This window comes from Curtobacterium phyllosphaerae, assembly GCF_049341865.1.
Taxonomy (GTDB): Bacteria; Actinomycetota; Actinomycetes; order Actinomycetales; family Microbacteriaceae; genus Curtobacterium; species Curtobacterium phyllosphaerae.
Genome location: NZ_JBMPIU010000003.1, coordinates 252,190 through 275,212, shown reverse-complemented (window position 1 = coordinate 275,212; position 23,023 = coordinate 252,190). Strand labels below are relative to the sequence as shown.

The 23,023-nt window shown below is 71.7% G+C and carries 21 protein-coding genes and 1 pseudogene; 2 read left to right on the top strand and 20 right to left on the bottom strand.

The features are described from left to right. Positions 1–51 precede the first annotated feature (51 nt). The 3 genes from dnaG to dusB all read right to left on the bottom strand — a co-directional run bounded on the left by dnaG (position 52) and on the right by dusB (position 4,533). The gene (dnaG, locus tag ACO0E0_RS06935) at positions 52–1,995 is read right to left on the bottom strand and encodes a DNA primase (RefSeq protein WP_422870672.1); all 1,944 of its coding nucleotides are present in this window, start codon (positions 1,993–1,995) and stop codon (positions 52–54) included. Between the two features lie 85 nt (positions 1,996–2,080). Beyond that, positions 2,081–3,382 (bottom strand): deoxyguanosinetriphosphate triphosphohydrolase, encoded by a 1,302-nt coding sequence (locus tag ACO0E0_RS06930; RefSeq protein ID WP_422870671.1) that lies wholly within the window; start codon positions 3,380–3,382, stop codon positions 2,081–2,083. Continuing rightward, a complete protein-coding gene (dusB, locus tag ACO0E0_RS06925) occupies positions 3,379–4,533 on the bottom strand; it encodes a tRNA dihydrouridine synthase DusB (protein ID WP_422870670.1) in 1,155 nt (384 codons plus the stop codon). The genes ACO0E0_RS06930 and dusB overlap by 4 nt, the downstream gene beginning before the upstream one ends. Before the next feature lie 43 nt (positions 4,534–4,576). Here dusB and ACO0E0_RS06920 point away from each other — a divergent pair, with 43 nt between their 5' ends. Then, on the top strand, positions 4,577–5,074 hold the full coding sequence (locus ACO0E0_RS06920) for an aminoacyl-tRNA deacylase (protein WP_422870669.1): 498 nt from the start codon (positions 4,577–4,579) through the stop codon (positions 5,072–5,074). A 10-nt stretch (positions 5,075–5,084) separates the two neighbouring features. On the opposite strand, the gene ACO0E0_RS06915 is transcribed toward ACO0E0_RS06920, so the two are convergent. From ACO0E0_RS06915 to ACO0E0_RS06900, 4 genes are all read right to left on the bottom strand, one after another. Further along, entirely contained in the window at positions 5,085–5,237 is a 153-nt protein-coding gene (locus ACO0E0_RS06915) for a hypothetical protein (protein ID WP_422870668.1), read from the bottom strand. Next, positions 5,234–5,956 carry a DsbA family oxidoreductase gene (locus tag ACO0E0_RS06910; RefSeq protein WP_422870667.1) on the bottom strand — a complete coding sequence of 241 codons (723 nt, stop codon included), beginning with the start codon at positions 5,954–5,956 and terminating at the stop codon, positions 5,234–5,236. The genes ACO0E0_RS06915 and ACO0E0_RS06910 overlap by 4 nt, the downstream gene beginning before the upstream one ends. A 73-nt stretch (positions 5,957–6,029) precedes the next feature. Beyond that, complete coding sequence (locus ACO0E0_RS06905) at positions 6,030–7,415, bottom strand: glycine--tRNA ligase (protein ID WP_422870666.1); 1,386 nt, start codon at positions 7,413–7,415, stop codon at positions 6,030–6,032. 193 nt (positions 7,416–7,608) lie between these two features. Beyond that, on the bottom strand, positions 7,609–8,688 hold the full coding sequence (locus ACO0E0_RS06900; RefSeq protein ID WP_422870665.1) for an aminotransferase class V-fold PLP-dependent enzyme: 1,080 nt from the start codon (positions 8,686–8,688) through the stop codon (positions 7,609–7,611). 70 nt (positions 8,689–8,758) lie between these two features. Here ACO0E0_RS06900 and ACO0E0_RS06895 point away from each other — a divergent pair, with 70 nt between their 5' ends. After that, positions 8,759–9,754 carry a LysR family transcriptional regulator gene (locus tag ACO0E0_RS06895; protein ID WP_422870664.1) on the top strand — a complete coding sequence of 332 codons (996 nt, stop codon included), beginning with the start codon at positions 8,759–8,761 and terminating at the stop codon, positions 9,752–9,754. Positions 9,755–9,868: 114 nt separating this feature from the next. On the opposite strand, the gene ACO0E0_RS06890 is transcribed toward ACO0E0_RS06895, so the two are convergent. The 13 genes and pseudogenes from ACO0E0_RS06890 to ACO0E0_RS06830 all read right to left on the bottom strand — a co-directional run bounded on the left by ACO0E0_RS06890 (position 9,869) and on the right by ACO0E0_RS06830 (position 23,021). Continuing rightward, entirely contained in the window at positions 9,869–10,669 is an 801-nt protein-coding gene (locus tag ACO0E0_RS06890) for an isoprenyl transferase (protein ID WP_422870663.1), read from the bottom strand. Positions 10,670–10,836: 167 nt separating this feature from the next. After that, positions 10,837–11,559 (bottom strand): annotated as a pseudogene (recO, locus tag ACO0E0_RS06885) (DNA repair protein RecO); the annotation flags it as partial. A 187-nt stretch (positions 11,560–11,746) separates the two neighbouring features. After that, on the bottom strand, positions 11,747–13,522 hold the full coding sequence (leuA, locus tag ACO0E0_RS06880; RefSeq protein ID WP_422870662.1) for a 2-isopropylmalate synthase: 1,776 nt from the start codon (positions 13,520–13,522) through the stop codon (positions 11,747–11,749). 156 nt (positions 13,523–13,678) lie between these two features. Beyond that, on the bottom strand, positions 13,679–15,064 hold the full coding sequence (locus ACO0E0_RS06875; RefSeq protein ID WP_422870661.1) for an ABC transporter permease: 1,386 nt from the start codon (positions 15,062–15,064) through the stop codon (positions 13,679–13,681). Beyond that, positions 15,061–15,798: an ABC transporter ATP-binding protein gene (locus ACO0E0_RS06870; protein ID WP_422870660.1), complete on the bottom strand. Its 738-nt coding sequence runs from the start codon at positions 15,796–15,798 to the stop codon at positions 15,061–15,063. The genes ACO0E0_RS06875 and ACO0E0_RS06870 overlap by 4 nt, the downstream gene beginning before the upstream one ends. Positions 15,799–15,946: 148 nt before the next feature. After that, positions 15,947–16,648 carry a response regulator gene (locus ACO0E0_RS06865; RefSeq protein ID WP_422870659.1) on the bottom strand — a complete coding sequence of 234 codons (702 nt, stop codon included), beginning with the start codon at positions 16,646–16,648 and terminating at the stop codon, positions 15,947–15,949. Continuing rightward, positions 16,645–17,898, bottom strand: coding sequence for a sensor histidine kinase (locus tag ACO0E0_RS06860; RefSeq protein ID WP_422870658.1), 1,254 nt, complete (start codon positions 17,896–17,898; stop codon positions 16,645–16,647). The genes ACO0E0_RS06865 and ACO0E0_RS06860 overlap by 4 nt, the downstream gene beginning before the upstream one ends. Positions 17,899–18,008: 110 nt before the next feature. Then, positions 18,009–18,923 carry a GTPase Era gene (era, locus tag ACO0E0_RS06855; protein WP_422870657.1) on the bottom strand — a complete coding sequence of 305 codons (915 nt, stop codon included), beginning with the start codon at positions 18,921–18,923 and terminating at the stop codon, positions 18,009–18,011. Further along, positions 18,920–20,242 carry a hemolysin family protein gene (locus ACO0E0_RS06850; RefSeq protein WP_422870892.1) on the bottom strand — a complete coding sequence of 441 codons (1,323 nt, stop codon included), beginning with the start codon at positions 20,240–20,242 and terminating at the stop codon, positions 18,920–18,922. Before ACO0E0_RS06850 ends, era begins: the two co-directional genes overlap by 4 nt. Positions 20,243–20,247: 5 nt before the next feature. Further along, a complete protein-coding gene (ybeY, locus tag ACO0E0_RS06845) occupies positions 20,248–20,709 on the bottom strand; it encodes an rRNA maturation RNase YbeY (RefSeq protein WP_422870656.1) in 462 nt (153 codons plus the stop codon). After that, entirely contained in the window at positions 20,706–21,683 is a 978-nt protein-coding gene (locus ACO0E0_RS06840; protein WP_422870891.1) for a PhoH family protein, read from the bottom strand. The genes ybeY and ACO0E0_RS06840 overlap by 4 nt, the downstream gene beginning before the upstream one ends. Before the next feature lie 91 nt (positions 21,684–21,774). Beyond that, a complete protein-coding gene (locus ACO0E0_RS06835; protein ID WP_422870655.1) occupies positions 21,775–22,140 on the bottom strand; it encodes a histidine triad nucleotide-binding protein in 366 nt (121 codons plus the stop codon). A gap of 119 nt (positions 22,141–22,259) precedes the next feature. After that, positions 22,260–23,021: a 16S rRNA (uracil(1498)-N(3))-methyltransferase gene (locus ACO0E0_RS06830; RefSeq protein ID WP_422870654.1), complete on the bottom strand. Its 762-nt coding sequence runs from the start codon at positions 23,019–23,021 to the stop codon at positions 22,260–22,262. Positions 23,022–23,023: the final 2 nt, after the last annotated feature.

The following is a 23,023-nucleotide window of genomic DNA, read 5'->3' as shown; positions in this document are numbered from 1 at the left end:
CGCCGCGTGTTTGTTTACACGCGCGAAATGCGCGAACGGACGGTCCGTGACTCAGGCGGGGTTCGCGTCCGCCCGCAGACGCATCCGCTGGGCGTCGATCTCGACCAGCTGACGCTGGAGCTCCGCGCGGCGATCTGCCTGCTCGTGCGGGTCGGCGCGCTGCAGCTGGCCGAGGAGCGCCGCCTTCCGCGCCAGGAGGTCCCGTTCGACGAGCGCGACGACGATGCTCCGCGCGTAGATCGCCAGGTTCTCCGCGGACCGCGACGGCAGCGGCGCGACGGCGAGCTCCTGCACGACGTTCTGCACGGCCTGCGGGACGTCGGCGATGATCCGGTCGAGCCAGTCGACGCCGTCGATGCGGTCGAGGTTCGCGACGACGGCGTCGCGGACGACCGCGAGCATCGGCGCGCTGAAGGTGGCCCCGGCGGTCAGCGCGAGCAACGGGCCGCCGACCTGGGCCGGCTGCTGCACCATCGCCATCAGCGCCTCGATCTCCATCCGCGTGATCGGGTCGTTCGGGAGGGCACGGATCGTCGCGAGCGACTCCGCGGAGTGGTCGTCGGCGAGTCCACCGTCACCGCCCGGCCGTCCGGAGCCGGACTGCCGCGCGCCCCCGGCGCCTCCTGTCCGACCGTCGTGGCCGCCGCCGCCGTCGGAGGCACGTCGTCGAGCGGTCTCGACCGCCCGACCGACGTCGGCGATGTCCATGCCGAGCCATCCGGCGAGCTCGCGGACGTAGCCCTGGGTCATCGCGCGGTCGCGGATCGTCGCGAGCACCGGTGCGGCGGACCGCAGCGCAGCCACGCGCCCCTCGACGGTCTCGAGGTCGTGGCCGTCGAGGTTCCGGCGGATCATGAACTCGAACATCGGACGCCGGCTCGTGATGAGTCGGCGGATGGCATCGTCGCCGCGAGCGAGCCGCAGGTCGCACGGATCGAGGCCGCCCGGCGCGACGGCGACGAAGGTCTGCGCTGCGAACCGCTGCTCCTCGGCGAAGGCCCGGGAGGCCGCGCGCTGGCCGGCCTCGTCGGGATCGAACGTGAACACGACCTCGCCCGTCGCGGAGGGGTCACCGCCCGCGAGGTCCCCGAGCATCGGCCGGAGCACCTTGATGTGGTCGACGCCGAACGACGTGCCGCAGGTGGCGACCGCGGTGGTGACACCGGCGAGGTGGCAGGCCATGACGTCGGTGTAGCCCTCGACGATGACGACCTGCTTGCCCTTCGAGATGTCGCGACGGGCGAGGTCGAGCCCGTAGAGCACCTGGCTCTTGTGGTACACGGGCGTCTCGGGGGTGTTCAGGTACTTCGGGCCCTTGTCGTCGTCGAGCAGTCGACGCGCGCCGAACCCGATCGTCGCACCGGTGACGTCGCGGATCGGCCACGTCAGCCGACCGCGGAACCGGTCGTACGGCGATCGGTCGCCCTGGCTGACGAGCCCGGCGCTGATGATCTCCTCCGTCGTGAAGCCGCGGCCGGAGAGGTGGTCCTTCAGGGCGTCGAACGACTTCGGGGCGAACCCGACGCCGAAGTGGGCGGCGGCCGCCGGGTCGAAGCCCCGCTCGCCGAGGAACCGGCGCGCCGGCTCCGCACCGGGGCTCGTCAGCTGCGACACGAAGAACGCCGCGGCGGCCTCGTTCGCAGCGAGGAGACGGGCACGCGTGTTGTGGTCGGTCCGGGGACCGTCGCCGTCCTCGTAGTGGAGCGTGAAGCCGATCTTCGCCGCCATCCGCTCGACGGCCTCCTGGAAGGTGGTGTGGTCCGTCTTCATCAGGAAGCTGTAGACGTCGCCGTCCTCGCCGCAGCCGAAGCAGTGGTAGCGGCCGACCTGGGGACGGACGTGGAAGCTCGGGCTGCGTTCGTCGTGGAACGGGCAGAGTCCCTTGAGGCTGCCGACGCCGGCCGACTTCAGCGTGACGAAGTCCCCGACGACGTCGGCGATGTTCACGCGGGCGCGAACCTCGTCGATGTCGTTCCGCACGATCAGTCCCGCCACGACACCGATCCTAGTTCGCCGGGCCGACGTTCCGACGTGGTCGATCCGCGCCCGACGGCGGTGCCCACAGCAGGATCGGCGGTGCTCACACCAGGATGTGGACGGGCTCGCCCACGCCCGCGACGAGCCGCCGGTGCCACGCGAGCGCCCCCTGATCGGTGAGCGTCGCGACCTGGTCGACGACCGCGCGACCCCGTCCCTGGTCGTCCGTGGCCGCACGCCAATCGGCCGCGAACCCCGGCTCGAGCTCGGCGTCGCCCCGGCCGGCCAGCGCGTCGAGCAGCTCGGTGAGGATCGTGCGCTGGTCCTGGTACACCGGCTGCCGGTCGCCGTGGGTCATCACGAACGCGGCCACGATGCCCTTGAGGACCGCGATCTCGCCGATGATCTCGGGCGGCGTCACGACGCTCGCCGCGAACCGCACCAGGCTGCCGGATGCGTACGCCTGCCGAGTCGCCGCGGTGGCCGTCCGGGCGAAGCGGCCGATCAGTTGGCTCGTCAGGTTCTTGAGGCGGGCCTGGTCGAACCGGGAGCCGTCGTACGAGCTGATCCACCCGGACATGCCGCGGAGCCGCTCGAAGGCCTCGATGAGCTCGTCGCGGCTGAGGTCGTCGCCCACCCAGGCGTGCATCGCGGAGACGATGTCGTTCTCCCCGACGCGGTCGTCGAGCGCCGCGACGTCGATGAACCCGGCGACGACGGCGTCCTCGAAGTCGTGCACGGAGTAGGCGATGTCGTCGGACAGGTCCATCACCTGGGCCTCGATGCAGCGCTGGCGCCGGGGTGCGCCGCGCCGGAGCCACTCGAACGCCGGGGTGTCGTCGTCGTAGAAGCCGAACTTGCGCCGTCCGGACGGGTCCGCGATGCCCTGCGCGGCCGGCCACGGGTACTTGCAGCTCGCGTCGAGACTGGCCCGGGTCAGGTTCAGGCCGAACACCTGGCCGTCCGGACCGACGACCTTCGGCTCGATCCGGGTGAGCAACCGCAGTGTCTGCGCGTTGCCCTCGAACCCGCCGAAGTCCGCCGCCCATGCGTTCAGTGCGGTCTCGCCGTTGTGTCCGAACGGCGGGTGGCCGATGTCGTGCGCGAGGCAGGCGGTGTCGACGACGTCCGGGTCGAGCCCCAGGTTGTCGGCGAGCTCGCGACCGACCTGCGCGACCTCGAGCGAGTGCGTCAGGCGGTTGCGGGCGAAGTCGAGCCCCGTCGTCGGACTGAGCACCTGCGTCTTGGCCGCGAGTCGTCGGAGCGCGCTCGAGTGCAGGAGCCGGGCGCGGTCGCGGGCGAAGTCGCTGCGGCGGTTCGAGTGCTGCTCCGGGAGCCAGCGCTCGGCGTCGGCGGGGCCGTAGCTGCCGGACCCGGCGCTGCCGAACGCGTGCGACCCGCTCATCCGCCGGAGTGGTGGAGCTCGGCGGCGGCGAGGACCTTGCGGAACTCGGTGTCGAGGTCGCGGGAGTCGAGCCAGCCGTCCGGCAGCGCGGTCCGCTTCGGGTGTCCGGCTCGCCCGCGCGGCCCTTCGGCGTCCTCGCCCGGGTACGGCGCGGTCCAGTCGAGCTGTGCGAGCAGGTCGTCGATCTCCTGGAGGCTCGACGCCATCGCCAGGCCCGAGCGGACGTCCCCGCCGATCGGGTAGCCCTTGAAGTACCAGGCGACGTGCTTGCGGACGTCGCGGCAGCCGTGGAGCTCCGACTCGAAGAACTCGACGAGCAGCTCGGCGTGCCGACGGAAGGCGACCGCGACCTCGCCGAGGTCCGGCATCGCCGTGGTCGACTCGCCGCGGAACGCCGCCGCGAGGTCCCCGAACAACCACGGACGCCCGAGGCACCCACGGCCGACGACGACGCCGTCGCAGCCGGTCTCGGCGACCATCCGGAGGGCGTCGGCGGCGGACCAGATGTCGCCGTTGCCGAGGACCGGGACGTCCGTGATCGTCTCCTTGAGCCGTGCGATCGCGGACCAGTCGGCCTGTCCGGAGTAGTGCTCGCTCGCCGTCCGGGCGTGCAGGGCGATGCTCGCGACGCCGGCGTCCCGCGCGATGCGTGCCGCGTCGAGGTAGGTCAGGTGGTCGCCGTCGATGCCCTTGCGCATCTTGATCGTGAGCGGGACGTCGCCCGCCGCGCGGACGGCCTTGGTGACGAGGTCGCGGAACAGGTCGAGTTTCCACGGCAGCGCGGCACCGCCGCCCTTCCGCGTGACCTTCGGGACGGGGCACCCGAAGTTCAGGTCGATGTGGTCCGCGCGGTCCTCGGTCACGAGCATGGTCACGGCTTCGGCCACGGTGTTCGGCTCGACGCCGTACAGCTGGATCGAGCGCGGCGTCTCCGACTCGTGGTGCTGGATGAGCCGCATCGACTCCGGGGTGCGTTCGACGAGCGCCCGGCTCGTGATCATCTCGCAGACGTACAGCCCGGCACCGTACTCCCGGCACAGGCGGCGGTAGGCCATGTTCGTGATGCCCGCCATCGGTGCGAGCACGACGGGGGCGTCGACCTCGATCGGGCCGATGCGCAGCGGGGCTGCGGGTGCAGTGGTGATGGTCATCGTGTCTTCATTGTCCCATCGTTCCCGCTGGTACGGTCACGGGATGACGACACCTGTGGACGACACGGCCGGCCCGGCGCGGTTCACCGCCGACGCGGCGGCGCGTGGACTCCGGGTGGAGGTCGTCGAACGGCCCGCCGCGAACTCCCTGCACGAGGCCGCGGCGCTGCTCGGGATCGGGTCCGCCGACATCGTCAAGACCCTGGTCGTCAAGCAGCGCGACGGCTTCCTCCTCGCACTCGTCCCGGGTGGTCGGAGCATCGCGTGGAAGAAGCTCCGCGCGGTGGTCGGCGTCAACAAGCTCTCGATGCCGGACGCCGACGTCGCGCTCGACGCCACGGGGTACGAGCGCGGGACCATCACCCCGATCGGGACGCTGACCCCGCTCCCGGTGTTCGCCGACGAGCGCATCCGGGGTCGTCGGATCAACCTCGGCGCCGGCCGGCACGGGGCGAGTGCGTTCGTCGACGCCGACGCCCTCGTCGCCGCCTACGATGCGGTCGTCGCGGACATCACCGACGAGGAGCAGCCCCGCGGCTAGTCCCCAGCGGTCAGTCGGGGACCTCGGCGGAGCACGCGTCGCCCGCGCAGACCGGCGCCCCGCCCGACGGGAGCAGCGAGACCAGGGCGGATCGCGCCTCCAGGCCGGGACCATCGGTCTGGAGGCCCGCAGCCGGCCCGCCGGAGCGGGTCACGTCCGTCATCGGGTCGCCTCCTGCGCTGCGCCGGCGTCTGCCGTGGCGTCCTCCGCGGCTCGCGCCGCACCCTCGGGGTCGGCGTCCCGGAGGGCCATGACCTGCTCGAGGACCTGTGTGAACGTCGCCGGGTCCTGGGCGCCGGAGACGCCGTACTTGCCGTCGATGACGAAGAACGGGACGCCGTTGATGCCGAACGCCTGCGCCTCGGCCTGGTCCTCCCGCACCGCGGCGAGCTGCCCGTCGGTCGCGAGGGTCTCGCGGACCTCGTCGGGGTCGAGCCCGACCTCGGCACCGAGCGCCGCGAGGTCGTCGTCGTGGCCGACGTGGCGTCCTTCGACGAAGTACGCCGCGAACATCCGCTCGACCATCGGGAGCTGGAGACCCTTGGTCTTGGCGAGGTGGATCACCTGATGCGCCTTGACGGTGTTCGTGTGGTGCAGCGCGTCGTAGTCGTACGCGAGGCCGACGCTCCCGGCGATCCCGATGACGCTGTCGATCATCTGCTGCGCCTGCTCGACGGGGAGCCCCTTGTGGTGCGACAGGAACTCGGCCTCGGTGCCCTCGAAGTCGACGGGGGTGTCGGGGCTCAGTTCGAACGAGTGGTACTCGACCTCGACCACGCCCGCGAACGCAGCGACTCCCGCCTCGAACCTGCGTTTGCCGATGTAGCACCAGGGGCAGGCGATGTCGCTCCAGATGTCGACCTTCACGGAGTCGTTGCTCATGCTCTGCCGCAACGGGGACGTCCGGCGTCGCATTCCCGTGCCCGGCGCTGCTCGGGAGGCCGGGGTGCGGCCGTCACGCGCCGAGCAGCCTCGTCGCGAGGTGGCCCTGCAGCTGGTCGAGGGACACCCGCTCCTGGCTCATCGTGTCGCGCTCCCGCACCGTGACGGCCTGGTCCTCGAGGGTGTCGAAGTCGACCGTGATGCAGAACGGCGTGCCGATCTCGTCGTTCCGGCGGTAGCGGCGGCCGATCGCCCCGGCGTCGTCGAACTCGACGTTCCAGAACTGGCGGAGGTCGTCGGCGAGCTTCCGCGCGACGGGCGAGAGCTGCTCGTTGCGGGACAACGGGAGCACGGCGGCCTTGACCGGGGCGAGTCGCGGGTCGAGCCGGAGCACCGTGCGCTTGTCGATGCCGCCCTTGGCGTTCGGGGCCTCGTCCTCGGAGTAGCTGTCGAGGAGGAACGCCATGAGCGCCCGCGTCAGACCGAACGACGGCTCGATGACGTACGGCACGTAGCGGTCCCCCGACGCCTGCTCGAAGTACCGGAGGTCCTGGCCGGATTCCCGGATGTGGTTGTTGAGGTCGAAGTCGGTGCGGTTCGCGATGCCCATGAGCTCGCCCCACTCGCTCGACACGAACCCGAACCGGTACTCGATGTCCGCCGTGGCGTCCGAGTAGTGCGCCCGCTCGCCGTCGGGTACGTCGAAGCGGCGGAGGTTCTCCGGGTCGATGCCGAGGTCGGTGAACCACGCCACCGCGTCCTCGATCCAGCGCTCGTACCAGTCGCCGGCCTCGGCCGGGGGCACGAAGAACTCGATCTCCATCTGTTCGAACTCGCGCGTCCGGAAGATGAAGTTGCCGGGGGTGATCTCGTTGCGGAACGCCTTGCCGACCTGGCCGATGCCGAACGGGGGCTTCATGCGGGAGGTCGTGACGACCTGGGCGAAGTCGACGAAGATGCCCTGCGCGGTCTCGGGGCGGAGGAAGTTCAGCCCCTCCTCGTTGTCCACCGGGCCGAGGTACGTCTTCAGCATCCCGGAGAAGTTCTGCGGCTCCGTCCACTCACCGCGCGTGCCGCAGTTCGTGCACGCGATCTCCGCCATGCCGCCCTCGGGCTCGCGGTCCTTCTTCGCCACGAACGCCTCGATGAGGTGGTCCTGACGGAACCGGTGGTGGCAGTGCAGGCACTCCACGAGCGGGTCGGTGAAGGTCGCGATGTGCCCGGAGGCCTCCCACACCTTGCGGGGCAGGATCACGGCGGAGTCGAGCCCGACCATGTCGCCGCGGCTGCGCACGAACCGCTGCCACCACTGCCGCTTGATGTTCTCCTTGAGCTCGACGCCGAGGGGCCCGTAGTCCCACGCCGACCGCGATCCCCCGTAGATCTCGCCGGACTGGAACACGAAGCCGCGGCGCTTCGCGAGGGCGATGACGGCGTCGAGACGGGTGGGCTGTGCCAAGGAGAGCTCCTCCAGGTCGCCGAGCTGGATGCCCGGTGCGGAAACGTACCGGGCAATCGTAGCGGGCGGGTCGGGTCCGCCGAGACTGCGCGAGATCGCAGTGCGGGCGGACTCCGACACCGCTTCTCTGCATCTTCTCTGCATCTTCGACGGCTGGACGACCGCGCTGATGCCCGAGAACGGACGCACCGCCTCAGCGCCCGAGTGCCGCCACCACCGCGTCGACGTCCGACTCGTCGTTCCACAGGTGGAAGGCCACGCGCACACGCCCGGCACGCCCCGACACCGTGAGCCCCGCGTCCTGCAGCAGCGCGAGGTCCCGGCCGGACGGATCCGCCCACGTCACGATCGCCTGCCCCTGCGGGACCAGCCCGAGGCGGACGGACAGCCGGTCCGCGAGACCGATGGCGTGCCTCCAGACCGAAGCCATGTCGAGTGCGGCGAAGAACCGCAGCGCGGGGACGGCGCCGGCCCACGCCTGCCACGCCGGCGACACGTCGAAGCGCCGAGCGTCGGCGGCGAGCGCCATGGTCGGTCCGTAGCACGACGACCACACGTCCGCGCCCGCGTACCACCCGGCCTGCACCGGACGGAGCTCGTCGAGCGCACGGTCGGACACCGTCATGAACGCCACACCCCGCGGGCAGCAGAGCCACTTGTACGCGTGTGTGACGGTGACGTCGTACCGTGTCGCATCGACGGGCAGCACACCCGCGGCCTGCGTGAGGTCGCACACCGTCAGCGCGCCGACCCCGGCCGCGGCGGACCGGACGGCGCCGTCGTCGGCGAGCGCGCCCGTCGCGGACTGCACCGCCGACCACGCGACCACGGCCGTCTCGGGGGTGACGGACGCGGCGAGCGCGGCGAGCGGTACCGAGCGGACGCGGACCCCGCGATGTGCCTGCGCGAGGAACGGGAACACGACGGAGCTGAAGTCGCCGTCGACGAGGAGCACCTCGGCGCCGTCCGGGATCGAGCAGGCGACGACGCTCATGAAGCCGGACGTCTGCGAGCCGATCGCGACGCGGTCCGGCACCGTGCCGACGATCGCGGCGAACGTCGCCCGTCCGTCCTCGGCGAGTGCGCCGTACACGGCCGGGTCGACGATCCCGCGCTCCCACCGTGCCGTGTCGGCGCGGATCGCGTCGACGGTGGCGCGCGTGGGGAGGCCGCCCGTGCACGCGGCGAGGTACCCGCGTCCGGCGGAGAACGTGTCGACGTCGCACGGTGCGACGGCGGGGAGGGACTCGGACCTGGCTGTCGTGTCGCGCATGATCCGAGACTCCGCCATCGGGATGCATCACGGAAGGGCCGATCCGAAGGGCATGCCATAACATGACGTGATGCATGAGCTCGATCCGCAGACCCTCCGGGTGCTCCGCGCCCTCGCCGACGCGGGGTCGATCACGGGTGCGGCGACCGCGCTGGGGTCCAGTCAGCCTGCGGTGAGCCAGCAGCTCCAACGCGCCGAGGCACGGCTCGGGCAGCCGCTCGCGCTCCGCGGCCCGCGCGGGATCACCCTCACCGACGCCGGACGCCTGCTCGCCGGCCACGCGGTCCACGTGGACGCAGCGCTGGCCGCCGCACGCGAGGAACTCGACGCCCTCGGTGGGCTTGCCCGGGGTCGGGTGCGGCTCGCAGGCTTCCCGACCGCGTCCTCGACGCTCGTGCCGGACGTCCTCGCCCGACTCTCCAGGACGGCCCCGGGGCTCGACGTCAGCTACGTCGAGGTGGAGCCGCCCGAGGCCGCGGCAATGCTCCAGGAGGGCGAGGTCGACCTCGCCCTGACCTTCACCTACGTCGGCGAGGAACAGCGCCCGGAGCCGTCGCTCCGTTCCCGGCCGATCGGGACGGACCCGCTGGTCCTCGTCACGCCGGTCGACGGTGTTCACCGGTCCGGCGGAGACGACCGGACGGGAGGCACGGCGCCGGACCCGACGGTGGGCACCTCCGCGGTGGGTCAGGTCCGGACCGACGGTCCGGTCGACCTCGCGGCCCACCGGGACTCGCGCTGGATCGGCGGGTGCCCCCGGTGCCGCGGACACCTGCTCGCGTCGTGCCGTGCGTCGGGCTTCGCGCCGGACATCGTCCTCGAGACGGACAACGCCTCGGCGGTCCTCGGCCTCGTCGGCGCGGGACTCGGTGTCGCGCTCCTGCCCCGGCTGGCCCTCGCGAGCTCGATCGTGCCCGCGACGGTCCGCATCGACCCCGTCGACGATCTCCTCGCCCGGCGCATCGAGGTCACCGTCGTCCGTGGCACCACCCGCGTGCCGAGCATCCGGGCCGCGCTCGAGGCCGTCGGGACCCTCGACACCGTGGCCCTGGGCCTGGCCGTCTGACGGCTGCGGGTCGGCGGCGGGTCGGCGGCGGCTCGGCGGGTGCCGAGAATGCACGAACCCGGAGTCCAGCGCCGCCGCCACCCCGAGTTCGTGCAGTCTCGCCGGGGTGTCCGACTACCGGATGGTCGGCGCGTCGACCGCCCCGCCGAAGCGTCGGTCCCGGCTCGCGTACAGCTGGATCGCATCCCAGAGGTCCTGCCGCCGGAAGTCCGGCCACAGTCGGTCGAGGAACACCATCTCGGCGTAGGCGGACTGCCAGAGGAGGAAGTTGCTCGTCCGCTGCTCCCCCGAGCTCCGGACGAACAGGTCGACATCCGGCATCTCCGGCGTGTACAGCCGCCGCGCGATCGTCGTCTCGCTCACCTGGCTCGGCTTCAGCCGGCCGGCGGCGACGTCGTCCGCGATGCCCCGGACGGCGTCGGCGATCTCGGTCCGGCCACCGTAGTTGACGCACATCGTCAGGGTGAGCACGTCGTTGTCGGCCGTCATCCGCTCCGCGACCTGCAGCTCGTCGATGACGCTGCGCCACAGTCGAGGTCGTCGCCCGGCCCACCGGACGCGGACTCCCCACTCGTGGAGCTGGTCGCGCCGGCGGCGGATCACGTCGCGGTTGAAGCCCATCAGGAACCGGACCTCCTCGGGTGAGCGCTTCCAGTTCTCGGTGGAGAACGCGTACGCCGAGATGTGCTTGACGCCGACCTGGATCCCTCCGGCGACGACGTCGAGGAGCGATGCCTCCCCGGCGCGGTGCCCCTCGATCCGGGTGAGCCCCTTGCCGTTCGCCCACCGGCCGTTGCCGTCCATGACGATCGCGACGTGCTCCGGGACGGCGCCGGACGGCAGCACCGGCGGTGTCTCGCCGGTCCAGTCGATCGGACGGAACGGTTCCGGATCGACGCGGCGGCGGGGGCTCATGCGGAGGGGACTCCTTCGGGAGGCGCGACTGGTGCGTCGGCGGCGGGCGGGACGGCGGCGGAACGGACGGCCGCTGGTGGGGCCGCGACCGGCTCCGGGACGGACGCGACGCCGTCCATGGGTCGGAGGTCGTGCCTCCCGTCCGTCGGCAGGCGGGCCGGGCGCTCGGTCCGGTCGACATGCGGGAGCGACCGGAGCGATCGCTCGAGGTGCCACTGCGCGTAGGCCGCGACGACCCCGGATGCCTGCGACCGGGTGCGCTCGCTCGACGCCTCGGCGGTGGCCCAGTCACCGGCGAGCAGCGCCCCGAGGAGCGCGAGCGTCACGGGGTCGAGCCGCGGCGTGCCGGGTGGCGCGGCCCGGTCGGCGACGACCCCGCCGAGCTGCACGACGAACGCGGAGTGCGGCCCCGGGTCGCCGGTGACCGCGCACACGCTGAAGCTCGGAGCCCAGCCGGCGATGCTCATGGCGCGGAGCAGGTACGAGTCGAGCGTCAGGGTGCTCGCGTGCTCCTGTCTGGACAGCGACCGGAGCGCGCCGACGAGGAGCAGGTACTGCTGCAGGCCGACGTCCGCGTCGCTCAGGCGGTCCGCGGTCTCGACCATGGCGCTCGCGGCGGTGTAGCTGCCGTAGTCGGCGGCGATCTGCGCCCCGTACGACCCGAGCGACTCGGCCTGCGTCACGATGTCGAGCGAGCGGCCCTCGTAGAACTGCGCGTCGACGACCATGAAGGGTTCGAGCCGGGACCCGAACTTGCTCGCCGTGCGCCGCACACCCTTGGCGACGGCGCGGATCTTGCCGTGCTGACGGCTCAGCATGGTGACGATCCGGTCGGCCTCGCCCAGCTTGTGGGTGCGGAGGACGACGCACTCGTCGCGGTACAGGGGCACGGCTCCAGTATCCCCCGCGCCCCTGACGCCCCGTGCCCTCCGGCCCGTGCCTCCGGCCCGTGCTCTCCGGCCCGTGCCTCCGGCCCGTGCCTCCGGCCCGTGCTCTCCGGCAGAACACCAAGTCGGCCGCGTCGCGCAGTGCTGTGGCGCTGCGCCGAGCGGCCGACCTGGCGTTCAGCGGCAGGGCCTACGCCCCGACGAGCTCCGGCGCCCCGGCCGAGGAACCAGCCCCGGCGCGGACGGCGCGGTTCACGGCCGACACGATCGCCTTGAGGCTCGCCGTGGCGCTGTCGGCATCGATCCCCACACCCCACAGCCGGTTCCCGTCGACGTCGAGCTCGACGTACGAGGCGGCCTTGGCATCGCCGGACGCGCTCATCGTGTGCTCGACGTAGTCGTACAGCGACACGACGACGCCCTGCTCCCGCAGCACCGTCAGGAACGCGTCCATCGGACCCGTGCCGTCAGCGGCGGCGTCGACGGTGCCGTCGTCGACGCGCATCGCGACCGTCAGGTGCGTCGTACCGCCGAAGTCGCTCGACGTCGCCGTCTTCGTGAGCTCGTACCGGCCCCACTTGTCGTCGGACTCGCGCGCGGGCAGGTACTCGTCGCTGAACAGGTCCCAGATCGCCGCCGAGGTGAACTCGCCCCCGTCCGCGTCCGTCCGCCGCTGGACGACGCCGGAGAACTCGATCTGCAGCTTCCGGGGCAGGTCGATCGCGTGGTCCTCCTTGAGGAGGTACGCGACCCCGCCCTTGCCGGACTGCGAGTTGACCCGGATGACGGCCTCGTACGACCGGCCGATGTCCTTCGGGTCGACCGGCAGGTACGGCACCGCCCAGACGATGTCGTCGACGCCCTTGCCCTGCGACGACGCCGAGGCCGCCATGGCCTCGAGACCCTTCTTGATCGCGTCCTGGTGCGACCCCGAGAACGCCGTGTAGACGAGGTCACCCGCCCACGGCTGCCGCTCGGGCACCGGGAGCTGGTTGCAGTACTCCACCGTGCGCTTGACCTGGTCGATGTCGGAGAAGTCGATCATCGGGTCGACGCCCTGCGTGAACAGGTTCATGCCGAGGGCGACGAGGTCGACGTTCCCGGTCCGCTCGCCGTTGCCGAACAGGCAGCCCTCGATGCGGTCCGCACCGGCCATGTACCCGAGCTCGGCGGCGGCGACGGCAGTGCCGCGGTCGTTGTGGGGGTGGAGCGACAGGATGACGTTCTCCCGGTGGTCCAGGTGTCGCGACATCCACTCGATCGAGTCGGCGTAGACGTTCGGGGTCGTCATCTCGACGGTCGCCGGCAGGTTCAGGATGATCTTCCGCTCGGGCGTCGGCGTGAGGACCTCCATCACCGCGTTGCAGATGCGCAGTGCGACGTCGAGCTCGGTACCGGTGTAGGACTCCGGCGAGTACTCGTAGTACACGGTCGTCCCGTGCTGCAGCCTCGCCTCGGCCGCCTTGCAGAGCTTCGCCCCGTCGACGGCGATGTCGACGACGCCCTGTACGTCGGTGCGGAAGACGACGTCGCGCTGGACGATGCTCGTCGAGTTGTAGAGGTGCACGATGGCCTGCTCGGCGCCGTCGATCGCCTCGAACGTGCGGTCGATGAGGTGCTCGCGCGCCTGCGTCAGGACCTGGATCGTGACGTCGTGCGGGATGGCGTCCTGCTCGATGAGCGACCGGACGAAGTCGAAGTCGGTCTGCGACGCGCTCGGGAACCCGACCTCGATCTCCTTGTACCCCATCCGCACGAGGAGGTCGAACATCGCGCGCTTGCGGTCGGCGTCCATGGGGTCGATGAGCGCCTGGTTGCCGTCGCGGAGGTCGACCGCACACCAGCGGGGCGCCTCGGTGATGCGCTTGGACGGCCACGTCCGGTCGGGCAGCTCCACGGTGATCTGCTGGTCGAACGGGACGTACTTGTGGATCGGCATCCCGGAGGGGGTCTGCGAGTTCTGCATTGCTCTGCGCTTTCGTCTCAGGTGGTGTTCGGCCGACGACGAAGCCCCGCGACGAGGAGGGCCGGTGTCAGGCCTCGTCGCGGCGGCGAAGGAGGAGGAGCGTGGAGCACATCGGGACCAACGGTAGCACTGGTGACTCACGGGTGCCGTCTGCGATCAGTCGACCGCGAGCGCCTCCGTCGGTGCGACCCGCATCACGTTCCGCACCGGTGCGACCGACGCCGCGACCGCGAGCACGAGTGCCCCGACCACCACGATCACGACGGTCGACAGCGGCAGGACGGGTGCGATCCCGCCGTGCACCTGTGTCCCGAAGAGCGCGACGGCACCGGCCCAGCCGTAGAGCGTCCCGAGCACGAGCCCCATCACGAGAGCGGTGACCACCATCTGCAGGGCCTCGACGACGATCATCGTGCGGACCTGCGCCCCGGTGAACCCCAGGGCGCGGAGCAGACCGATCTCGCGGCGCCGCTGCAGCACGCCGAGCGCGAGGGCGTTGACGACCCCGACGGCGGCGATCACGCCGGAGAAGCCGGTGAGGAACCCGACCACGGCGTTCAGGGTCGCGAACGTCGAGGAGAGGGCCGCGCGCTCGCCGGCGTTGCCGAGCTGCATCTCGATCTGGTGCTGGAACGTCCCGAGCGCGACCGCGAAGGTGACGAGCAGGGTCACGCCGATGACGAGGCCGATCGTCGCGCGCGACGTCCGGCCCGGTGCGCGGAGCGCGTTCCGCCCGGAGAGCAGCACGGCCGGGTTCCCGGACCCGATGCGCCCGACCAGCGCGAGGACCGGCGGGACGAACAGGGTCGCGCCGACAGCGATGCCGGTGAAGGAGACGAACCCGCCGAGCGCCGCGACCAGCACCCCGTAGGGCGAGTCCGCGCCGATGACCAGCCCGAGCACGAGCAGCCCGGCACCGACCACGACAAGCAGGACCGCCGTCACGATGCGGGGCGTCGACGACCGCAGGTCCTCGCGACGCGGTTCGATGGTCGAGGACAGCGCTTCGAGCGGCCGGACGGTCAACACCCGTCGGGAGCCGGTGGCGAACGCACCCCAGGTCGTGAGCACCACCGCGACGAGCGGGACGAGGAGCGTCGGCGGTGCGGACGAGTACGTGGTGTCGGGGAGCGTGCCGTCGGCGACGAGGAACCGGACGGCGACCACCGCGAGTCCGATCGCGACCACCGTCCCGGACACCGCGCCGACGACCCCGACGAGGACGCCCTTCCGCGCGACGGCTCGGCGGAGGGTCGACCCGGACGCGCCGATGAGCCGTTGCAGGGCGATCATGCGGGTCTGTCCGGCGATCACCGTCGAGCACGTGTTCGCGGTGACGACGGCGGACACGTAGAGCGCGACGGCGAGGAACAGGTACCCGACGACGTCGAGCAGCGTGGTCACGGTCTGCCGCTCGGCGAGACCGTCGACCGACCCGACGACCGATCCGATGGTGCTCGATGCGATGAGCATGACCGAGCCGAACAGGGCGCCGAGTGCCGCGACGACGACCGTGGACGAGAACTCCCGGAGGGTCCTCATGCGATCGACTCCATCCCGAGCATGATCTCGGAGATCTCCGGTGCGGTCAGCCCCGAGCGGTCGTCACGGATCCGGCCGTCGGAGAGGAACACGATGCGGTCCGCGGTCGCGGCGGCGACCGGGTCGTGCGTCACCATGACGACGCTCTGCCCCCACTCGCGCGTCGCGCCGCGGAGGATCCCGAGGACGTCGCGACCCGTGCGGGTGTCGAGGGCGCCGGTGGGCTCGTCGGCGAAGACCACCGACGGTCGGGTGGCGAGCGCCCGGGCGATGGCGACACGCTGCTGCTGGCCGCCCGAGAGCTCGTTCGGCCGGTGGTCCAGACGGTCGCCGAGCCCGAGCCGCCGGACGAGGTCGTCGATCCAGCGCTGCTCGTCCGCGGTGGGGCGGCGGCCGTCGAGGATGATCGGGAGCCGGACGTTCTCCGCGACGTCGAGGGTCGGCACGAGGTTGAACGACTGGAACACGAAGCCGATCCGTCGACGACGGAGCTCGGTGAGCTCCTTGTCGCCGAGGTGCGTGATGTCCACGCCGTCGACGACGATCCGGCCGTCGGTCACGGTGTCGAGTCCGGCGGCGACGTGCATGAGCGTCGACTTGCCGGATCCGCTCGGACCCATGATCGCGGTGAACTCCCCGGACGCGATGTCGAGGTGCACTGCGTCGAGCGCGGTGACCGTGCGGCCGTACCGCTTGGTGACCGCGTCGAGGTGGATGATCGGTTCGGTGTGCATGCGTCCACGATGACGGACGGGAGGCCCGGCCCGCGTCGGCCGAGCGGCTCGCGTCGTGTCCGCCGCTGGGATGACACGGTGGCACCGCCGTCCTCCCGTGGTCGGCGGCCCGACGGACCCCATGCCGGCCCGGAACGGATCGACGGGGTCAGTCGGCGCGCGCGACCAGTCCGTGCTCGTGGGCGAACACGACGAGCCGCACCCGGTCCCGGAGCCCCAGCTTCGTCAGGACCCGCGAGATGTGCGTCTTCACCGTCGCCTCGCTGACGAACTCGTGCTGCGCGATCTCCGCGTTGCTGAGGCCCTTCGCCGCGAGGTCGAAGATCTCCCGTTCCCGAGGCGTCAGCTCGGCGAACGCGGCGGGTGCCGTCGGGGCGGCGGCGCGGTCCTCGAACCGGCGGAGGAGGTCCCGGGTGGCAGCGGCGGCGAACACGGTCGTGCCGGCGTGCACCGTCCGGATGGCCGCGAGCAGGAACTCGGGGTCGGCGTCCTTCAGCACGAAGCCGCTCGCCCCGGCACGGATCGCCTTCGCGGCGGCCTCGTCGAAGTCGAACGTGGTGAGGACGAGCACGTACGGTCCCCCGGTGCCGGCGTCGTCCACGATCCGCGACGTCGCGGTGATGCCGTCCATCACGGGCATCCGGACGTCCATCAGCACGACGTCGGGGCGGGCCCGGCGGACCAGGTCGAGCCCGGCGGCACCGTCCCCGGCCTCGCCGACGAACAGCAGGTCGGGCTGGGAGTCGATGAGCATCCGGATGCCGGTCCGGAACAGCGCCTGGTCGTCGACGAGCGCGACACGGATCCGTGGGACGGCGTCCGCCGCGGTCTCGGGGGCGGTGGTGCTCATGCGGTCTCCGGTTCCTGGGTGCGGCCGACGGCGGCCGGGACGGTGGTGATGGGGATGCGGACCTCGACCCGGAAGTCGTCGCCGCGGATGCCGGCCGACATCGACCCGCCCGAGAGCGCCGCACGCTCCCGCATGCCGACGAGTCCGTGGCCGGTGCCGAGTCCCGCCATGCCGCGGTCGATCATCCCGCGGTCGAACTGCCCGGTCCCGGCACGACGGTTCGCCACGGTGATCGCGACGTGGTCCGTCCGGTAGTCGAGCCGGAGCTGCACCGGGTCGTCGGCGTCGCCGTGCTTCAGCGCGTTCGTCAGGCACTCCTGGACGATGCGGTAGACGGCGAGCTGCGACGTCGTCGGCAGGTGCCCCGGGTCCCCGCTCCGCTCGAGCCGGACGTCGAGACCGACCCCGCGCATCTCGCCGACGAGCAGCTCGATGTCGTCGATGTCCGGTGTCGGCGCGGTCCCCTGCTCGTGCCGGAGCGCGCTCAGGAGGTCGCGGACGTCGGAGAGCGCGCGGCGGGCCGTCGTGCCGATCGTCGTCAGTGCGGCGTCGGCGTTCTGCGGGGACGCTCGCAGTGCGTACCGGGCGCCGTCCGCCTGGGCGATCACGACGGCGAGCGAGTGCGCCACGATGTCGTGCATGTCGCGCGCGATCCGCACGCGTTCCTGCTCCACCGCCACGGCGCGGTCCGAGCGGGCGGCGTCACGCTCGGCGAGGAGCTGGGCCTCGCGGCTCATCCGCGCGGCTCCCCGGGTCCGCACGACGAGACCGGCGAGCCAGGGCAGGACGAGGATCGCGACGATGACGATGAAGTACGCGACCCCCTGCACGGCCTCGCGGAGGAGCTGCGACGGGTTGTCGATGAGCGACCCGGCCAGGTCGTACCGCTGCAGGTACTCCTTGATCATCAGGTAGAGCGCGCCGACGACGGACCCGACGATCGCCGAGACCAGACCGGCCGTCCGGACGCGGTCGCTCCCGTACGCGGCGGTCGCGTACACGACCCCGGGGATCATGAGGTCCGCGATGTCGACCGTCTGGCCGGAGAACATCTGCACGAGCGCGAACGCCCACGCGATCGTGAGGGCGAGTCCCGGGGCGAGCCGCCGGAATGCGAGCGCGATGCCGAACCCGACCGCGATGACGATCCCGCCGCCGTCGAACCGTCCGGCGACGACCGCGAACAGCGCGACGAGCGCGGCGACGACGACGTCGAACACCAGCTGGCTGCGCAGGAGGCTCCGGAACACGGGTGCAACGCTACGACGTGGCGGCGGTTCCGGCCACGCCGGACGCGGGATGTCCCTCCAGGCCCGGACCGGATGTCATCCGCACGGATGACGGGGTGGGACCGGTCGGCTCAGAAGCCGAGCCGACCGAGGAGCTTCGGGTCGCGCTGCCACTCCTTGGCGACCTTCACGCGGATGTTCAGGTAGACGTGCCGCCCGAGCAGGTGCTCGATCTCCGCGCGGGACCGTGAACCGACGTCGCGGAGCCGCTCGCCGCCCTTGCCGATCACGATCGCCTTCTGGCTGTCGCGCTCGACGTAGAGGTTGACGTAGACGTCGAGCGTGTCGTCGTCATCGTCGTCGCGTTCGACCATGTCCTCGATCGACACCGCGAGGGAGTGCGGGAGCTCGTCGCGGACGCCCTCGAGCGCGGCTTCGCGGATGAGCTCCGCGACCCGGTCCGTCGACGTCTCCTCGGTCACGGCGTCGGCGTCGTAGAGCGGCGGCGACACCGGCAGGAGCCCGATGATCTCCCCCAGCAGGTCGTCGAGCTGGAGGCTCTTGGTGCCGGAGGTCGGGATGATCGCCGCCCAGTCGTCGCGGAGCTGCGACACGGCGAGGAGCTGCTCGCCGACCTGCTGCTTCGAGACGCGGTCGATCTTCGTGACGATGGCGATCTTCTTCGCGCGCGGGTAGTCGTCGAGCTGGGCGGTGATGAACCGGTCGCCCGGACCGATCGGCTCGTTCGCCGGCAGGCAGAACCCGATGACGTCGACGTCGCCGAGCGTGGACTGGACGAGGTCGTTGAGCCGCTCGCCGAGGAGGGTGCGCGGCCGGTGGATGCCGGGGGTGTCCACCACGATGACCTGGCCGGTCTCGCGGTGCACCACGCCGCGGATCGCACGACGTGTGGTCTGCGGCTTCGACGACGTGATGGCGACCTTCTCGCCGACGAGCGCGTTCGTCAGCGTCGACTTGCCGACGTTCGGCCGGCCGACGAAGGAGACGAAGCCCGCGCGGAACGGCGTGGTGTCAGTGGTGCTCATGCGGATCGATGTCCCGTGCTCGTGGTGCGGTCCTCGTCGAGGGCCTCCTCGGCGTCTGCTGCCGCCTCGGAACGCTCGACGAGCATGGTGATGAGGTGCCGCCGCTTGCCCTCGACGCGCTCCGCGGTGAGTGCGATCCCCGCCACGGTCACGGACTCGCCGCGGACCGGCAGGTGGCCGAGCCCCTTGGTGAGGAGACCGCCGGCGCTGTCGACGTCGTCGTCGTCGAGCTCCAGTCCGAACAGGTCGCCGAGCTCGTCGATCGGCAGACGTGCGGAGATCCGCCAGACGCCGGGACCGATCTCGGCGCGGTCGACGACGGTCCGGTCGTACTCGTCCGAGATGTCGCCGACGAGTTCCTCGATGAGGTCCTCCATCGTGACGAGCCCCGCCACGCCGCCGTACTCGTCGACGACGAGCACGAGGTGGTTGGTCCCGGCCTGCATGAGCCGGAGGGTCTCGTCGGCCGGTTTCGACTCCGGCACGAACTCGACGGCGCGCACCCGGTTCCGGACCTGCATGCCCGTCGCGTCCGGCCGCTCGTACAGCGTCCGCGCCACGTCCCGCAGGAAGACGACGCCGACGACGTCGTCGCTGTCGCGGCCGATCACCGGCATCCGCGAGACGCCGCTCGCGAGGAACTGCTCCATGGTCGCGGCGAGTGTCTCGTCCGCGTCGACCGTCGTCATGGCGGTGCGGGGCACCATGACCTCGCGGACCAGCGTGTCGGAGAACTCGAACACAGAGTGGATGAGCTCGCGATCGTCGGCCTCGAGCACGCTGCGTTCGGCGGCTTCGTCCACCAGGGAGAGCAGCTGCTCCTCGCTCGACACGCTCGACCCGCCTCCGCGGCCCGGCGTGACACGGTCGCCGAGTGCGACGAGCAGCCCCGCGAGCGGACCGAGGGTGATCCGGATGCCCCGGACGAGTCCGCCCGTCCAGAGCAGGAGCCCGTCCGCATGGGCACGACCGACGCTCCGCGGACTGGACCCGACCAGGACGAACGACACCGCGGTCATCACGGCTGCGGACACGAGGAGCGCCACCCACCAGGTGTCGAAGACCTCGACGAGCGCGATCGACACGAGCACCGCCGCCGCGGTCTCCGCGAGGACGCGGAAGAAGTTCAGGGCGTTGACGTGGGCGCCGACGTCGTCCGAGATCGCGGCGATGTGCCGGCGCCAGCGGGTGCTCCGCTCGGCGAGGTCGTCGAGGTCCGCCCGGGACATCACCCCGAGTGCGGCGTCGGTGGCCGCGAGCAGCCCGCCGAGCACGACGAGGAGGAACGCCACCGCCAGCAGGACGACGACGAGCACCACGGTGCTCACCGACCCCGCTGCGCTGCGGCGAAGGCCGTCAGGATCTCGCCCTGGATGCCGAACATCTCGGCCTTCTCGTCCGGCTCCGCGTGGTCGAACCCGAGCAGGTGCAGGATGCCGTGACAGGTGAGGAGCAGGAGCTCGTCGAGCGTCGAGTGCCCCGCCCCGACGGCCTGCTCCGCGGCGACCGCCGGGCAGAGCACGATGTCGCCGAGCAGCCCGGCCGGGGTGGGGTCGTCCTCGGTTCCCGGGCGCAGCTCGTCCATCGGGAAGCTCAGGACGTCGGTCGGGCCCGGTTCGTCCATCCACTGCACGTGCAGCTGCTCCATCGCGGCGACGTCGACGAGCACGATCGCGAGTTCGGCGTCGGCGTGCACGTGCATGGCGTCGAGCGCGAAGGCGGCCAGGCGCTGCACGGCGTCCTCGTCGACGTCGATCCCGGACTCGTTGTTCAGTTCGATGCTCACCGGTTGCCTCCTCGGGCGGCCGTCGGGTGCTGGCGGCCCTGCTCGGCGAGCCGGTGCTGCTCCGCGAGGCGCTGTTCGTCGTGGACCGAGTAGGCGTCGACGATCCGCCCGACGAGCGTGTGCCGGACCACGTCGGCGCTCGTGAGCAGGGCGAAGTGGATGTCATCGACGTCGTCGAGGATCTGCGTCACGAGCCGCAGACCGCTCGCCTGCGCCGGGAGGTCGACCTGGGTGATGTCACCCGTGATCACCATCTTCGAGCCGAACCCGAGCCGCGTCAGGAACATCTTCATCTGTTCGGGCGTGGTGTTCTGCGCTTCGTCGAGGACCACGAACGAGTCGTTGAGCGTCCGACCGCGCATGTAGGCGAGCGGCGCCACCTCGACCGTCCCGGCGGCGAGCAGCTTCGGGACGATCTCCGGGTCCATCATCTCGTTGAGCGCGTCGTACAGCGGTCGCAGGTACGGGTCGATCTTGTCGGTGAGCGTCCCCGGCAGGAACCCGAGCTTCTCACCGGCCTCGACCGCGGGGCGGGTCAGGATGATCCGGTTGACCTCGCGGCGCTGCAGGGCCTGCACGGCCTTCGCCATCGCGAGGTAGGTCTTGCCGGTGCCGGCCGGGCCGATGCCGAACGTGATCGTGTTCTCGTCGATCGCGTCGACGTAGGCGCGCTGGCCGTCGGTCTTCGGTCGCACCGACTTGCCGCGGCTCGAGACGATCGGTGTGCCGAACAGCTCGGTCGGCCGCCGGTCGTCCTCGATGACGCGCGCGGACGTCGAGACGTCGGCCTGTCCGAGGTCCTGGCCCCGGCGGACCATGGTCACGAGCTCGTCGACGAGCGCGCGGGCGCGACGGACGTCCCGCTCCGGGCCGGCCAACGAGACCCGGTTGCCCCGGACGAGCACCCGGACCTCCGGGTACTGCCGCTCGACGGTCTTGAGCAGCCGGTCCTGGGGACCGAGGAGCTGGACCATCGCGATGCCGTCGACCGACAGCTCGGAGACGGTCTCGGGAGGGGCGGGCTGCGACAGCGGCGTCGTGGCGGGTTCGGGACGAGCGGCGTTGCTATCCGGCAAGGGAGCCTTCCTGCAGGGGGTGGCCTGCGGTGCCTGCGAGGACGTGAGCGTGGACGTGGAACACGGTCTGACCGACGGTCGGACCGGTGTTGAAGAGGAGCCGGTACTCGCCGCCGGAACGGTCGTCGGCGATCCGCTGGGCGGTCGCGATGACCTCGGCCAGGAGGTCCGGATCACCGGCGGCGAGTTCCGTGACGTTCCGGTACTGCTCGGTCTTGGGGACGACGAGCACGTGGACGGGTGCCTTGGGAGCGATGTCCTCGAACGCGATCACACGATCGGTCTCGGCGACGATGGTCGCCGGGACCTCGCGCGCGACGATCCGCGAGAAGACGCTCGGTGCTGCGGTGCTCATGCGTCCATCGTAGAACGCCCTGCCGACACACTCCCACACTCCGCGAGCGCGATGCGGTGCGGTGCGGTGCGGAGTCCACGTCGCCGACCGGGGACCGGAGGCGGTGGGGAGGGCCAGGGCTACCAGCGACCGAGCCGGACCTGCAGCACGGCGAGGGCGGCCGGGCCGGCGGTGGAGGTGCGGAGGACGGACGCACCCAGCCGGACACGGACGGCCCCGGCGGACTCGAGCGACGCGAGCTCGCCGTCGCTGATGCCGCCCTCCGGACCGACGACCAGGGCGATCGCCGTCGCCTCGACCGGTGGTTCCCAGGTGCTCAACAGCTGGTCAGCGGTCGGGTCGAGCACGACCAGGGTGGTCCCTGCCTCCATTCCGAGCCCGGCGGCGCCACCGGCGACCGCGGCCAACGCGCTCGTCGACGCCAGCGGTCCCACTGCCGGGACGCGGGCACGCAACGACTGCTTGGCGGCCTCGTGCACGATCGCGCCCCAGCGGGCACGGCCCTTCTCGGTCTTCGGGCCGTCCCACCGGGAGACGCTCCGCGACGCCGCCCACGGCACGACCGCGTCGGCGCCGATCTCGGTCGCCGCCTGCACCGCCATCTCGTCCCGGCCGCCCTTCGCGAGTGCCTGGACGAGGACGAGGGCCGGGCGTCCGACCTGCTCGACGTGGACCGAGGACACCGTGAGCGCCAGGGAGTCCTTGCCGATCGACGCCACCGCACCCGTCACGACCGTGCCGTCGCCGTCCGCGATGCGCAGCGTCTCGCCGACGCGGACCCGGGTGACGGTCACGGCGTGCCGACCCTCGGGGCCGTCGAGCGTCACGACGGACCCGGGGACCACGCCGTCGAGCGTGTCGACGAGGTACTGCGATGCCACGC